Source organism: Hyphomonas beringensis (assembly GCF_000682755.1).
Taxonomy (GTDB): Bacteria; Pseudomonadota; Alphaproteobacteria; order Caulobacterales; family Hyphomonadaceae; genus Hyphomonas; species Hyphomonas beringensis.
On record NZ_AWFF01000024.1, the window covers coordinates 13,433 to 28,057 of the forward strand.

15 protein-coding genes are annotated in these 14,625 nt (G+C 58.5%); 11 read left to right on the forward strand and 4 right to left on the reverse strand.

Going from position 1 to position 14,625, the window contains the following annotated elements; translation table 11 throughout:
• Nucleotides 1-53: 53 nt before the first annotated feature.
• The 5 genes from HY29_RS02650 (at nt 54) to recF (ending at nt 5,709) form a co-directional block, all read left to right on the forward strand.
• Nucleotides 54-836, forward strand: coding sequence for an enoyl-CoA hydratase (locus HY29_RS02650; protein ID WP_034791688.1), 783 nt, complete (start codon nt 54-56; stop codon nt 834-836).
• A 142-nt stretch (nt 837-978) separates the two neighbouring features.
• Nucleotides 979-1,242: a 30S ribosomal protein S20 gene (rpsT, locus tag HY29_RS02655; protein WP_034791692.1), complete on the forward strand. Its 264-nt coding sequence runs from the start codon at nt 979-981 to the stop codon at nt 1,240-1,242.
• A gap of 544 nt (nt 1,243-1,786) precedes the next feature.
• On the forward strand, nt 1,787-3,253 hold the full coding sequence (locus tag HY29_RS02660) for a DnaA ATPase domain-containing protein (protein ID WP_162176665.1): 1,467 nt from the start codon (nt 1,787-1,789) through the stop codon (nt 3,251-3,253).
• A gap of 194 nt (nt 3,254-3,447) precedes the next feature.
• Complete coding sequence (gene dnaN, locus HY29_RS02665; RefSeq protein WP_034791697.1) at nt 3,448-4,569, forward strand: DNA polymerase III subunit beta; 1,122 nt, start codon at nt 3,448-3,450, stop codon at nt 4,567-4,569.
• Between the two features lie 27 nt (nt 4,570-4,596).
• Complete coding sequence (gene recF / locus HY29_RS02670) at nt 4,597-5,709, forward strand: DNA replication/repair protein RecF (protein ID WP_034791699.1); 1,113 nt, start codon at nt 4,597-4,599, stop codon at nt 5,707-5,709.
• On the opposite strand, the gene HY29_RS02675 is transcribed toward recF, so the two are convergent.
• On the reverse strand, nt 5,706-7,244 hold the full coding sequence (locus tag HY29_RS02675; RefSeq protein WP_155838185.1) for a TadE/TadG family type IV pilus assembly protein: 1,539 nt from the start codon (nt 7,242-7,244) through the stop codon (nt 5,706-5,708). The two genes, recF and HY29_RS02675, sit on opposite strands and share 4 nt — an antisense overlap.
• Nucleotides 7,245-7,450: 206 nt before the next feature.
• On the opposite strand from HY29_RS02675, the gene HY29_RS02680 reads away from it, so the two are divergent.
• Nucleotides 7,451-8,245 (forward strand): thymidylate synthase, encoded by a 795-nt coding sequence (locus HY29_RS02680; RefSeq protein ID WP_034791703.1) that lies wholly within the window; start codon nt 7,451-7,453, stop codon nt 8,243-8,245.
• Between the two features lie 8 nt (nt 8,246-8,253).
• Here the strand turns inward: HY29_RS02680 and HY29_RS02685 are convergent, their stop codons facing one another.
• A complete protein-coding gene (locus tag HY29_RS02685) occupies nt 8,254-8,610 on the reverse strand; it encodes a carboxymuconolactone decarboxylase family protein (protein ID WP_034791705.1) in 357 nt (118 codons plus the stop codon).
• Nucleotides 8,611-8,690: 80 nt separating this feature from the next.
• Entirely contained in the window at nt 8,691-9,359 is a 669-nt protein-coding gene (locus HY29_RS02690) for a hypothetical protein (protein ID WP_034791707.1), read from the reverse strand.
• A gap of 153 nt (nt 9,360-9,512) precedes the next feature.
• Here HY29_RS02690 and HY29_RS02695 point away from each other — a divergent pair, with 153 nt between their 5' ends.
• Entirely contained in the window at nt 9,513-10,049 is a 537-nt protein-coding gene (locus HY29_RS02695; RefSeq protein WP_034791709.1) for a dihydrofolate reductase, read from the forward strand.
• A gap of 67 nt (nt 10,050-10,116) precedes the next feature.
• Nucleotides 10,117-11,025, forward strand: coding sequence for an SMP-30/gluconolactonase/LRE family protein (locus HY29_RS02700; protein WP_034791711.1), 909 nt, complete (start codon nt 10,117-10,119; stop codon nt 11,023-11,025).
• A 14-nt stretch (nt 11,026-11,039) separates the two neighbouring features.
• On the opposite strand, the gene HY29_RS02705 is transcribed toward HY29_RS02700, so the two are convergent.
• The gene (locus tag HY29_RS02705) at nt 11,040-12,233 is read right to left on the reverse strand and encodes an Mrp/NBP35 family ATP-binding protein (RefSeq protein WP_241765117.1); all 1,194 of its coding nucleotides are present in this window, start codon (nt 12,231-12,233) and stop codon (nt 11,040-11,042) included.
• An 83-nt stretch (nt 12,234-12,316) separates the two neighbouring features.
• On the opposite strand from HY29_RS02705, the gene hflK reads away from it, so the two are divergent.
• Genes hflK through HY29_RS02720 form a run of 3 tightly spaced genes read left to right on the forward strand, consistent with a single transcriptional unit; the run spans nt 12,317 to nt 14,553 of the window.
• A complete protein-coding gene (hflK, locus tag HY29_RS02710; RefSeq protein WP_034791713.1) occupies nt 12,317-13,447 on the forward strand; it encodes an FtsH protease activity modulator HflK in 1,131 nt (376 codons plus the stop codon).
• Nucleotides 13,447-14,337, forward strand: coding sequence for a protease modulator HflC (hflC, locus tag HY29_RS02715; RefSeq protein ID WP_034791715.1), 891 nt, complete (start codon nt 13,447-13,449; stop codon nt 14,335-14,337). The genes hflK and hflC overlap by 1 nt, the downstream gene beginning before the upstream one ends.
• Nucleotides 14,338-14,355: 18 nt before the next feature.
• The gene (locus HY29_RS02720) at nt 14,356-14,553 is read left to right on the forward strand and encodes a DUF2065 family protein (protein WP_034791717.1); all 198 of its coding nucleotides are present in this window, start codon (nt 14,356-14,358) and stop codon (nt 14,551-14,553) included.
• Nucleotides 14,554-14,625 lie beyond the last annotated feature (72 nt).

Genomic DNA, 14,625 nt, shown 5'->3' on the forward strand with positions numbered 1-14,625 from the left:
GCCGCGACACATTGAAGGTCAGCGCCACACCGTGATCAGCAGGAATTTCTTTTATGGCTTACAAAACACTCCTCACTGAGGTCGACGAAGATGCGGGCGTTGCCCTCATCACCCTCAACCGCCCAGAGAGCCTGAACGCCCTCTGCGAAGAGATGATGAATGAACTGAGCAATGCCCTCGACCGGTTTGAAGCCGACGAGGAAATCGGCTGCATCATCCTGACCGGCGGCAAAAAGGCTTTCTCCGGCGGGGCAGACATCAAGGAGATCCAGGACAAGACTTTCCCGGAATCCTATTATGAAGACTTCATCAGCCGGAACTGGGAGCGTGCGGCCCGCATGCGCAAACCCGTTATAGCAGCTGTATCCGGCTATGCCATTGGCGGCGGATGCGAACTGGCCCTGATGTGCGACATCATCCTGGCAGCAGACACGGCCCGCTTCGGACAGCCGGAAGTGCGCCTGGGCGTGATCCCCGGCGCAGGCGGCACACAACGCCTGGCCCGCGTGATCGGCAAGTCAAAAACCATGGAATTGTGCCTGACCGGCCGCATGATGGAAGCCAAAGAGGCCGAGATGTGCGGCCTGGTCAGCCGCGTTGTGCCAGCAGATGACCTGCTGGAGGCGGCCCGCGAACTGGCACGCACCATCGCCTCCATGCCACTGGCCTCAGCGCTGATGATCAAGGAAGCGGTCAATATCGCCTACGAAACCCCGCTCAGCCAGGGTATCCAGTTCGAACGCCGCCTGTTCCAGTCCCTGTTCTCTACAGATGACCAGAAAGAAGGCATGGCCGCCTATATTGAAAAGCGCTCGGCGCACTTTAAGGACAAGTAGGGGCGCTTAAAGGCGAAAAGAGTGCAGTCAGGCCTGCATTTTCCTGCCTTTGCCCCCATATGCGCTGTTGACGCCAACCCGCCCTTTATGTATTTCCGCGCCTTCAGTCTGAAGGGAAGCCTTCGGACCACAGGAGTTTAATATGGCTAATACCCGTTCTGCCAAGAAAATGGTCCGCAAGATTGCGCGCCGCACCGAAGTGAACAAAGCCCGCCGCTCGCGCGTGCGTACTTTCGTTCGCAACGTTGAGGAAGCGATCGCATCTGGCGACAAGTCTGCTGCACAGGATGCCCTGCGCAACGCACAACCCGAACTGATGCGTGCTGTCACCAAAGGCGTCATGCACAAGAACACATCGGCTCGTAAGGTGTCTCGCCTGTCTGCCCGCGTAAAGGCAATGAGCTGATCACCGGATAAACCGGACCCGATCTTGAAAAACCCGCCGGTCGCCCGGCGGGTTTTTTCTTGCGTGAAATCCCCTACAAATTTCTGTATCCTGCCTATTCAGGACCTACAGACTCACGGATTATCAAAGGTGGAAATGCGAAATTGAAGCGTCTCGACATCCCAGCCCTGCAGGAATGTACTGACTTAATTTTAGGCGCCCAGACAGTAACGATTTCGAGGCGAATTTCACAGCCTATTGCGGCTTTCCCCTGTTGACAGAACAGTTGCGAACAAAAGTGTCGAACGACTCACTCACAAAAAAATTCCACTGCCCAAGCGACTGATTTGATTGCGATTTGACGCGGGGTAATAAGAGTCAAGCAGCCAAAACCCGCTGTCAAAAAAAAGTTGCACTTGTCAGAAAAATCCCTGTTCGGTACTTTGAATACACCAACGAAAAGCTCTCTCTACACGGAGTATCGCGGGGCCAGATTCTCATCTGGTTAGAGAGGCTGTGTGCCAGTTGGACAGAGTGTAACGATAACTAGAAAATGGGGCTCGGCATGGACGGGAACAGACTCTTTGATTCAAAAACTGGCGTAGAGTTCAACACTTCTGACAAGGCGCGCAATAAGCCTGGCCAGGAAATCTGGCTGACCGTCAAGGCACACCTGGCGACCATTCTCAACGCAGCGGACTATGACCGCTGGATTGATGATCTGCGTCTTGTGGCGGAAGTGGATGGCGAGATGGTCATCGCGGCACGTGACCCTCTCTCCTTTGATCGCGTGAATGGCGCCCATCGCCACGCGATCCAGCGCATCTGGCGCGAGCATGATCATGCGCGCCGGGCGATCCGGCTCGTCTGCTGGCGCTCTGCGCCGCAGGACCTGCTGGAAATTGTGAAAGACCCATGGGAAGCAGCAGTTCCCGCGCAGGAGCCTAAGGAACAGGCGGCCCCTGCAGAACAGAAAGCCGCCCCTACAGGCGCGCCTCTGATGACGTTCGACACGCTTGTCACGGGCGAGGCAAACGAACTGGCCTTCGAGATGGCTCGCCGTATTGCGGCCGGCCTTCCTGTTGGCACACTGACAACCTTGTTCTATGGTCTGCAGGGCACCGGCAAGACACACCTGCTGCACGCCCTGAAGGCTGAGGCGGAGCGCAATGATGCCGACTGTCACATCGTCTATCTGACAGCGGAGGAATTCCTCTCCTCCTACACCGATGGCGTGAAGGTGAAGGATACGAGCCAGCTGAAGAAACGCCTGCGTGCAGCCAGCATCCTGATGATCGATGACCTGCATCGTATCAGCGGCAAGCCGGGCACCGAGAATGAGCTGTTCCAGAACATTCGCGAAGTTACGGCGAATGGTGGCCACGTCATCCTCGCAGGCGACAAGGCCCCCGGTGATGTGACCGGGTTCAGCCCGCGCATGGTCAGTGAGTTGAAAGGCGCGACAACTGTTGAAGTTGGGGCACCTGACGCCAGCATGCGTCATGAAATCATGCGCCGTCTGGCCGACCACATTCAGGCCGGTCATCCGGACTTCATCGTAACCGACGAGATGATTTCCGAGTTCAATGCCGGCATTCGCGGCCAGGCCCGTGAGATGACGGGCGCCATCTGGAACCTCTACACCGAGGCATCCTTCGGGGCCCGCACACCGACCATGGACATGGTGCGCAAGATCATCCGCCGGACTGAAGGCGATGTGCGCCAGCCCTCCATTGAACTGGTCAAAAAAGCTGCGATGAAAGTATTCGACATTTCGAAAACGGACATCGAAAGCCCCAGCAAGGCCCGCAATGTGGTCTATCCGCGCCAGATCGCCATGTATCTCTGCCGCGAATTGACCGGGAAGTCCTTCCCCCAGATCGGCCGCAGCTTCGGCAAACGCGACCACACGACCATCCTGTACGCCCACCGCAAGGTGACCGATGCCCTGCAGGAAGATCGTGAACTCGCGGCACATGTGAAGCAGGTCAATGAGATGATCCTGGAGCTTCAGGCCGCTGGCATGAACTAGGCGATTTCGAGAAAGCCAGCCGAAATCACTATCAGCGCTTGGCTTTTTTGACTCTTTGAGTAAGTGTGCTCGGCCCGCTCTCCTAGGAGAGCGGGCTGATTCCACTCCGGGACCACCTTTTCCGGGCGGGAGCAGCCGACTGATGAAGAATTCCGGGCACCTTTTCGGGTGTCCCCCGATGAACGGAACGGACGATGAAACTGACGATTGAACGTGGCGACCTGCTGAACGCACTCTCTCATGTGCAGAATGTGGTGGAGCGCCGGAACACGATCCCGATCCTCTCCAACGTCTTGCTCGAAGCGGGCAATGGCGAACTGAAGCTGACTGCGACGGATCTCGACATTGAAGCGGTCGATAGCGCCGATGCCTCCGTGGAGCGCGAAGGCGCGGTGACGGCACCGGCCGGTACGCTGTTCGACGTGGTGCGCAAGCTGCCCGCGGGCTCTGAGGTCGTGCTTGAGGTTCAGCCTTCCAGCTCGCGTCTGCAGATCACGGCCGGACGCTCCAATTTCGAACTGCCAACGCTGCCCGCTGACGACTTCCAGACGATGAACTCTGATGATGGCGCGACGAAATTCTCTCTCGACGCCAAGGATTTTGCCCGGCTGATCGACAAGACGCGCTTTGCGATCTCCACCGAAGAGACCCGTTACTATCTGAACGGTGTCTATCTGCACGGCGCCAAGACAGATGAAGGCGACGCTGTGCTGCGCACAGTTGCCACAGACGGTCACCGTCTGGCGCTGGCGGAAGTGCCAGCCCCGGCAGGATCCGAAGACCTGGAAGGCGTAATCGTTCCACGCAAGGCCGTCGCAGAAGCCCGCCGCCTGGTCGACACTGTCGACGGCGACGTGGAGATCGAAGTGTCTGACACCAAGATCGTCGTACGCGCTGGCCGCGCGGTGCTGACCTCGAAACTGATCGATGGCTCCTTCCCGGACTATGGCCGCGTGATCCCGAAAGGGAATGACAAGAAGCTGACGCTGGACAACAAATCCTTCGAAGCGGCTGTGGACCGCGTGTCCACGGTTTCGGCAGAGCGGTCGCGCTCTGTGAAGCTATCTCTGTCCGAGGGCAAGCTGGTACTGGCCGTAAACCACGCCGAAACCGGCGCCGGTAATGAAGAGCTTGAAGCAGAGTATGCAGCAGACCCGATGGAAATCGGCTTCAATGCAAAATACCTGCTGGATATTGCTGGACAGATCGAAGCGGTGGATGTGGAGTTCATGTTCAATGATCCCGCCTCCCCTGCCCTGGTGCTCGACCCGTCGGATGACAGCGCGCGCTATGTGCTGATGCCGCTGCGGGTATAATGACCTGCGGGACAGCCCGCTGAAAAGATGACTGCGCTAACCCGGCTGACCCTGACGAATTTCCGCAATTATGCGTCGCTGGCCCTGCCGCTGGATGGGCGCCATGTCTGCATGTATGGCGCAAATGGCGCGGGCAAGACCAATCTTCTGGAAGCCGTCAGCCAGCTTGGCCCGGGCCGCGGCCTGCGCTCTGCCACCCTGCAGGAAATGACGCGCAAGGATGCGCCAGGCGGCTGGGCGGTATCCGCCACGATGCTCAGTGAGCAGAAAATTGGCGTGGGGCTCGACAGTGGCCCCAGCGCCAAACGCAATGTGCGGATTGATGGCGCGCCGGCCACAGCCTCTGATCTGGCGGAACTTATCCGCATCGTCTGGCTGACGCCGTCCATGGACGGTGTGTTTCGCGGTAGCGCTTCAGACCGGCGACGCTTCTTTGATCGTCAGGTGATGTCTCACATGCCGACACATGGCACCGCCGCCAGCCGCTACGAGAAGGCGATGCGTGAGCGCAATGCCCTGCTGGAGCGCGGCCATGTAGACCCAGCCTGGGCCGATGCCATCGAGGCCCGCATGGCCGAAGCTGGCGCGGAGATGGCAATCAACCGCGCCTATGTGCTGGAAGCCCTGCAGGCCGCGATCGAGACACGGCCCGAAGGCCATTTCCCCAAGGCCGACCTCTCATTGGAAGGTAGCGCGGAAATCGCTGCAATACGCGGCGATGATTTCAAGAGCATCTTTGAAAGCCTGACTGAAACTTTCCGCACCACGCGGCGACGCGATATTGCCGCTGGCCGAACGATTGATGGTCCGCACCGAACGGATTTGGCCGTCATCCACCGCCCGACCGGCGCGCCGGCAAAGGACGCCTCCACAGGGCAACAGAAAGCGCTGTTGATCGGCCTGATCCTGGCAAGCGCTTCAGCCCTGCGAGCCGGCGGGGAAGGCCCGTCTCCCCTTCTCTTGCTGGATGAGGCAGCGGCGCATCTTGATGCAAACCGCCGCGCCGCCCTGTTCGACGAGTTAACCGCGCTTGGCGGTCAGGCCTGGCTGACCGGCACGGAGGCCTTCCTGTTTGAAGCCTTTGGAGACCGCGCACAGAAAGTACGCGTTGAAGACGGTAAAGCCTCTGTCGATGACTAGTTCTTGATCCGCAAATCCGAGATCGACTGGGCGATCTTCTTGTAGACATCCTTCAGCTCATCCCCATTCGACGCATCAAATGCGTAGGAGGCGCTGCTGGCGCAGTATTGCAGGATGGTACGCCCGTCGGAGGTTGTCTGTACATAACTCGGCACCTGAAAGCCGACTGTATAAATCTCGACATTGTAGGGCTCAGCCTTCATCGCATCGCACAAATCCATGGCCTGCCGGAAAGAGCTCTTGCCCGCGGTCGGGTGGTTTGCGTTGAAGTCACCATCCGTCATCAGAATAACCACTTTGGTGGCATTCACTTCGTCATACTTCCAGGGCTTGGAGTCGACGGGCCAGACGGAGGCCCAGTTGGGCGAAATGAGATACCAACCCCAGGCAACACCCAAATGTCCGGCTGTGCCACCGTTTGCTGTCATGCTTTGCACATGGGCTTTCAGGGCGTCCTTGTTCTCGGTGAGGGGCACCGGACCGGTATTGCGGCACTGGGCGTAATAGAAATCGAGCGCCCCGGTGGAGCCATTTGCACCTCCATTCTCGATTTCGTTCTCCCCGCGATACTTGTCACGATCGCTATCGTAGAAATTCCATCGCGGATTACCTGCGCCAATCCAGGCAGACACACCGGGCGGCACATCGCTGTCAGCATAGGTGCCGGTGCGTTCATAGACGCACGTGTCGGTAGCGGAGGAATTTTCCCAATACCAGCGAGCGACATCCCAGTCATAGTCGCCATTTTGATCGCAATTTGACGGATAGTATTCCAGACAGGTGCCGGTTTCGTAATACATGAAGCGCTTGCCGGTCGCTTGGTCGTACATTCGCGCGCCATTGTAATTATTGTAATTGCTGAACCCATTGCTGTTGGACGTATCCGCCGGGATGGTCACGCTGCGGGTGACGGCATTGAAATATGAGCCCGCATTCACGGCATTATTGTAGGTAACGATGCCAAGGCGCACTGTGCCGTCGCGTACCTCGTCATCCGGCAGCAACTCATCAAACGCGACCTCGGCCGCGGATTTGAGGAGGCTCAGCCGGTTGTCGCTATTCATTGATCCTGACACGTCGAAGACAAAGGCAACATCCACCTTGCCGACAGAAAAGGTGGAGGTGGATGAGACGCTGAACGACATATCGTCCTGTCCCATGATCTGAGAAATGAAGGTGGGCTGCGTGCAGACTGTGCGACCGTGAATGTCTTCACTCACCTCATCAAAGGTAACGACGAGCGGCGTACAGCTGAGCCCGCCGCCTGCCGTTTCGATGAGGCTGGCGGCGTATTTCCGGACATCCGCGATAACGAGATCATCCGCCTCCCCCCGCTGACGGGAAAGCGCCCCGGCCAGCACGGCAGAGTCCACTGAATGCTGGACGCGTTCTTTCTGTCGGATGGTGAACTCGAAATCGATGGCCAGGCCAACGACAGACATGATGGCGATCATTAGAAATGCCCCGAGCAGGGCGAGATTTCCGTCCGCATTCCCGGCAAACCGCCTGACCAGATGTCCGGTTGATTTTGTCACGCTTTTCAAGCCCCTGCCGGTATAAGCCCCGGGCCTGATTGTCCGTCAGATGGCTTTCTGCAGACTTCATACGCACAGGCGAAATGGCTTGCCGGATGCAATGCCCTGTTTACCATGTTTGACCAGTTCCAGCTGTCTCACTTGCCCCATAAGCGGGCTTTCGTGATATTCTGGTGCATAGAATCAGTTCCCTGACCGAGGCCGACATGAAGCAATATCTGGATCTCCTGAGAGACATCCTTGAGAACGGTCACGAACGGTCTGACAGGACCGGGACGGGAACCCGTGCCGTGTTCGGCCGCCAGATGCGGTTTGACCTGGCAGACGGCTTCCCCATGGTGACGACCAAGAAGCTCCACCTGCGCTCGATCATCATCGAACTGCTCTGGTTCCTGAAGGGCGACACCAACATCAAATACCTGAAGGACAACAAGGTCTCGATCTGGGATGAATGGGCCGACGAGAATGGTGATCTTGGTCCCGTCTATGGCAAGCAATGGCGCAGCTGGGCCGCGCCAGATGGCCGTGTGATTGACCAGATCCAGTGGGTGCTTGACGAGATCCGCACCAATCCGAATTCCCGCCGTCTGGTCGTCTCTGCCTGGAACCCGGCAGATGTGAATGAGATGGCGCTGCCGCCGTGCCACTGCCTGTTCCAGTTCAATGTCATGGACGGCAAGCTGAACTGCCAGCTTTACCAGCGTTCAGCTGACATCTTCCTCGGCGTGCCGTTCAACATTGCCTCCTATGCCCTGCTGACCATGATGATGGCCCGCGCGACCGGGCTGGAGCCGGGCGAGTTCGTGCACACATTCGGCGATGCGCATCTCTATCTGAACCATGTCGAGCAGGCTGAGCTGCAGCTCAGCCGGGAGCCGCGCCCCCTGCCTCGCATGGTGATGAACCCGGAAAAGACAGACCTGTTCGGCTGGGAGTATGAAGACTTCACGGTCGAAGGCTATGAGCCCCATGCCCATATCAAGGCCCCCGTTGCGGTCTGACCGCGCGCCTAGCTGTCTTTCAGCGCCAACCAGGCCGACCAAGCATCCCCCGCATACATCAAGGACGGACCACCGCCCATATAAACCGTCATGGCGAGTGTTTCGGCAACTTCCTCATCGCTTGCGCCGAGGCGCTTCAAGGCCTTTGTATGGAAGCCGATGCAGCCATCGCACTGTTTTGCAACACCTATGGCAAGCGCGATGAGTTCCTTGGTCTTGCTGTCCAGTGCACCGTCCGCAAGGGCGGCCTTGGCCATGGTGTTGAACTGGTTCAGCGTCTCTTTCGCGCCAGTCCCCCGAAGCCCCGAAATGCCCTCACTTATGGCACTCGTGATCGCGGTATAATCCTTTTTGCCGTCTGCCATACTGATGCCTCCTCTGATGATTGATCAGATGATCACACAAATGGGAGTAAACAATAAGGATGTGACCGGATGGGCAGACGTTAGGCGTCTGCCGGATTCGTCAGCCCCAGATCCTCGCGCCGCCGGATAATGGCGGAGACGATCACCGCGCCGACCATCTTGCCGATGACGAACACGATCCAGTTCCAGAAGTGCAACGAATTGCCCGGCGCGGCGCCAAGCTCAATCTGCTTGGCCAGATCAGCGCCATAGAGGAAGACGGTCGTATCGACCGGCGCGGCAAGCGCGCTGGACAGAAGGATACGCGTGGACAGGCGGTATTTCGAGAAGGTAAAGAGCAGCCAGTCCACACCCTCGGAAATCGCAAAGGCGACGCCGCTGGCCAGCGCAATGACCGGCCACGCATAATAGAACGACCATGCTACGGCCATCGCCATGACCAGAAGGACGCGGTGGCCCATCTCTCGCTGGACGAAATCCCGCACGACAAAAACCATTCCTGTGACCATGGTCATGGGATGTAGTGAGACACCGCTGCCAAACATGCCGTGTCCTGTCGGCTCGACCACTTGAAATTCCGGAATGACTCCGAACGACCAGTTCAGGAACGGGATCAGTGCGACATAGACCAGCGCCCATCCGCGTCCCTGCAGCATCCAGATGGCCGTGAAGGTCAAAGCCAACGCAATAAAGGCGAGCGGGAACTGTCCGGGGTTCCCGTTGGTCAGAATGTTCACCAGTTGGCCCATCACGTGTTCCCCTGACAAGACTGTCTTTTTTGACGGTAGAAATGTTGCACACCGGTTGCAATAAACCGCGAAACCCGGCTCAGCATGTCCGGAACAAAGTTGAAGGGAATGCATACCCTTCTTCACTGACGACGCAAGAAGACTGGAAGTTATATGCCCCGTTCCGTGAAGCTTTGCCTGATTGCTGCGCGCGCGCAGAATGGTGTTATCGGCTCACAAGGCCAACTGCCCTGGCGCCTCAAATCAGATCTCGCTTTTTTCAAGAAAGTCACGCTCGGCTGCCCGATCCTGATGGGCCGCAAGACATGGGAAAGCCTGCCCTTCAAGCCGCTGAAAGGCCGAGAGAACATCGTGATGACGCGTGACTGGGCGTATGCGGCTGATGGCGCGCGGGTATATTCCAGCTTTCCGGCAGCGGTGAATTCTGCCCGCGCGGTTGCGACCCGCGAGGGAGCCGACAAGGTTTTTCTGATTGGCGGCGAAGCCATTTACCGGCTGGGCTTGCCGCTGGCAGACAGGCTCTACCTGACCGATGTCGAGGCAGAGCCTGAAGGCGACGCCCATTTCCCGCCGCTCGATCCCGGTGAGTGGGAAGAAACATCCGCTGAGCGTTTCGAAGCCGGTGATGGCGACGACTTTGCCTTCACGATCCGCCAGATGGACCGCGTGCACGCCTACGCTTCACGTTAGGACACGCATTGCCGCTTTCTGCCGTGAGGCCTAGCCTTCTGAAAAATATCAGGAGGAGCCCCCCATCATGGAATATGACATTGTCGCGAGCGGTCTGCGCTTTCCCGAAGGTCCTGTCGTCATGGAAGACGGCAGCATCATCGTTGTCGAGATCGAGAAGAAATGCATCACCCGCTGCTGGGGCGACGACAAGAAGGAAGTGATTGCAACGCCAGGCGGCGGCCCGAACGGCCTGGCCATCGGCCCCGATGGGGCCCTCTGGATCTGCAACAATGGCGGCTTCATTTATCATGAGATGGACGGCCTGCTGATCCCCGGCAATTGTCCGGAGGATTATGATGGCGGCCGGATCGAACGGGTCGATCTTTCAACCGGCAAGGTGGAGCGCGTGCTCGACACCGTTGAGGGCCACCCACTGAAAGGCCCGAATGATCTGGTGTTCGACAAGGAGGGTAATCTCTACTTCACGGACCATGGAAAGACCTATGACCGTCACCGGGATATGGGGGGTCTGTTCTACCTGGCCAAAGGCGCGTCAGAAGCCAAGGAGCTGGACTTTCACTATACCAGTCCAAATGGCGTCGGCCTCTCGCCTGATGAGCAGACAGTTTACATGGCAGACACCCTGACCGGGCGGATGTGGGCTTTTGATCTGGAAAGCCCTGGCGTCATCACCCCCGCCTCCCCCTTCAATGGCGGACGGGTCGTCGCGACCATGCCGGGCCTGCAATATTTTGACAGCCTTGCCATGACGGCAGCAGGCAATGTCTGCGTTGCCACCATCTTCAATGGCGGTATCACGACGATTACGCCGGAGGGCGAGCACAGCCACACCGCTTTCCCGGACCTGGTCGTGACCAATATCGCATTTGGCGGGGCGGATATGCGCGATGCCTATCTCACCCTTTCCAGCACCGGACATCTCGTGAAATGCCGCTGGCCGGAGCCAGGCCTGAAGCTGAACTTCAACGCCTGACCTGACTTAAACGGTCAGTCCTCGAACACGATTTCGGGGGCTGGCTTTGAAACCAGCGTGTCCAGCTCTACAGCAACACGGCGGGCGAGTTCGTGAAACAGCTTGCCTGCCGTGTCATCCACGAGCGACGCAGGCTTGCCCGCGTCCCCACCTTCGCGAATGGCTTGCAACATAGGCATCTGAGCCAGCAATGGCAGGCCCAGCGCGGACGCAGTTGCTGCGCCGCCGCCCTGCCCCATCAGATAGTGGCGGTTGCCAGCGGGGTCTTCAAACCAGCTCATGGTCTCAACCAGGCCCAGAACCGGAACGGCCGTCTTTGTGAACATGGCGGCGCCGCGGCGGACATCTGCTAGAGCGACTTCCTGCGGCGTAGTCACGATCAGAGCGGCGGTGACCGGCACTTTTTGCGCGATGGTCAGCTGCGCATCGCCTGTGCCTGGCGGGGTATCAATGATCAACACGTCAAGCGGGTCTTCCGGCGTACCCCAATCGGCATCATTCAGCATCTGCGTGATTGCCGACATCACAATCGGACCGCGCCAGATCATTGGGGCATCGGGGTCTGACAGATAACCGATGGAGAGCGTCTTCAGCCCGTGCGCCTCGACCGGCTGGAGACGCCCCGTTTCGGGATTTGTTTCGGGCTCTGCGTCTTGGGTGCCCAGCATGGTCGGGATGGAGGGGCCATAAATGTCAGCATCCATCAGCCCCACTTTCATCCCCACCTTGGCCATCGCAGCCGCCAAATTGACCGAAACGGTGGACTTGCCCACCCCGCCCTTGGCACTGGCCACGACAAGAATGCGGGAAATACCGGGAATGGAGCTTTTTGCAGCATTAGCAGCAGGCGCGCCCTGCTGCATGGCCTCATCGGACAGCCGCGCACCCTTGCGCACACGTTTGGGCGCAGGGGTCAGGCCGATCTCCTTGTCACCTGCAGGCGGAGGCGTACTCGCGCGCTCAGCTGTCAGGACCGTGGTGACGGATTTCACCCCGGAGACCAGTTCCGCCTTGCCCTCTGCCTCGATACGCCGGGCCTCGGCCGCTTCAGGGGATGCCGGGTCTGCCAGAATAACCAGAATGGTCCGGCCCTCCGCGTCCACTGAAACCGATTCCAGCCAGGCCGGCTGACCCAGGCTTTCCGCGACCTTATCAGCCAGTTTCCGGCGGGCTTTTTCCTTAGATCCAAACACCTTCTGCGACCCCATAGCTCTTGATGCCCATGAACAGGCATGCACTTATCATCAAAGCACCTATATAGAACCCATCCAAAGTAACACAGGGAGGGCACATGCCCTGGGATGATAAAACTAAATCCAGCGGCCCATGGGGCGGCGGGGACGGAGAGAATGGCGGAGGCGGCAAGGATGGCGGCTCCCCCTGGAACCGTCCTGGTGGCTCTGGCAATGGGGGCGGCAAGGATCTGGAAGAACAGATGCGCCGCATGCAGGAGCGCTTCCGCAAGCGTGGCGGAGGCGGCGGTCGCCGACGTGGCGGCGGAGGCGGAGGCGGAGCCAATTTCGGCCCGCTCGGCTTCCTCGTCATTGCCGGCATCGCACTGCTCGCCTGGCTTTCCACTAGCGTGGTGATGGTAGACCCGGGCCAGCAGGCCTCAGTCTTCCGCTTCGGCAAGTGGCAGACGAATTTCGGGCCCGGCCTGCATTTCCACCTGCCTGCCCCGTTTGAGGAGCACCAATTGGTCAATACCGAACGCCGGGAAGAAACCCGCATTGGACAGACCATGGAAGAAAGCCTGATGCTGACGCAGGACGAAAACATCGTCGACATTCAGTTCTCAGTCTTCTGGAAAGTGAAATCCGACGCGCCGCAGAACTACATTCTGAACGTCAAGGACCCGCGCGAGGCAGTCGAGATGGTCTCTGAATCCGTGATGCGCGAAGTGGTCGGCAAGTCGCTGCTGCAAAACGTGATCACGACTGAGCGTGACGTCGTGCAACAGGAAGTGAAAGAGCAGACCCAGAGCCTGCTGAACTTCTACAATGCCGGCATCGACATCCTGAACGTTCAGATCGACAAATCCGACCCACCGCAACAGGTGATCGAGGCTTTCAACGATGTGAACGTGGCGGAACAGGACGCCGAAACGAACATCAACCAGGCGACCCAGTACGCCAATGAAGTGGTGCCTCAAGCTCGCGGTACGGCGCAGCGCCTGTTGCAGGAAGCTGAAGGCTATCGCGACCAGATCGTCGCCGATGCGCAAGGTGAAGCCTCTCGCTTTGAGCAGATCTATGAAGAGTATCGCAAGGCACCGCGCGTGACGCGGGAACGCATGTATCTCGAAACCATGGAACGTGTACTTGAGCGGTCAGACAAGCTGATCCTGGACAGTGAGTCCGGTGCAGTTCCGTATCTTCCGCTCGACTCCGTTCAATCCAGCAATCGCGGAGGGCAGAACTGATGCGTGCATTCGGATGGCTAACGCTTGTAATTGCCGGGATCGTGATCCTGGTTGCCGTGAACTCCTTCTATGTTGTCCGCCAGGATCAGCAGGCTCTTGTCCTTCAGGTCGGCGAACCGAAAGAGGTCCGCAACGCACCCGGCACAGATGAAGCCGGTCTTTACCTCAAGATCCCGGTAATTCAGCAGGTCGAGATTCTCGACAAGAAGAACCTTGGTCTCGATATCGAAAACATTGAGGTTCTGGCCTCGGACCAACGCCGCCTGACGGTGGATGCCTTTGTCCGCTGGCGGATCAAGGACCCACTGAAATTCTATCAGCGCTTCCGGACAGAAAAAGCTGCCAGTGCCCAGCTGATGCGGATTACCACCTCCACGATCCGTGAAGAGCTTGGTGACGTTCGAGTGCCGGAGATCATCTCCGGTCAACGTGCCCAGCTGATGGATCGAATTCGCGAGAAGGTGAATGCCGGACTGGTCGATGACGGCATCGACATCATTGATGTTCGCATCCGTCAGGCAGACCTGCCGCATGAAGTGGCTGATGGCGTCTATAGCCGGATGCAGACGGCCCGTAAGCAGGAAGCGCAGCGCATCCGCGCCGAGGGCGAAGAGCGAGCCCGTCTGATCCGCGCCCAGGCGGAACGGGAAAAAACCGTTCTGGAAGCCCAGGCCCGTGAACAGGCAGAAAAGATCCGCGGTGAAGGCGATGCCAAATCCACCGAAATCTATGCTCAGGCCTATAATCGCGATCCGGAGTTCTTCCGTTTCCAGAGGGCGCTGATTGCGTGTGAAAAATCCCTCCAGAAGGGCACCCGCATGGTCGTGGGTCCTGACGGGCTGGGCATCTGCGATGAGTTTATCAATAGCGCCCGCAAGAATGGCGGTTAAGTCCGGAGCGGACCGGCCATGACGCTGAAACTGATCCTGATCGGGATTGGCATGTGGTTCTTCATTGAGGGGGCGATCTACGCGGTCGCCCCTGAATTCATGCGCAGGATGGCGGCCTTCCTCACGCGCATGCCAGGCCGGGAGATCGCTCTTGCGGGCATCGGCTCGGCCGCAATTGGCGCAATCCTTATCGTCATTGCAGTTCGGTGGCTGTGAAGCGGTTGCAACACGCCCGCAAAGCGCCATAGTTTGTTACGACAATTCGATTACGCGCTTCGAAAGGAGGCT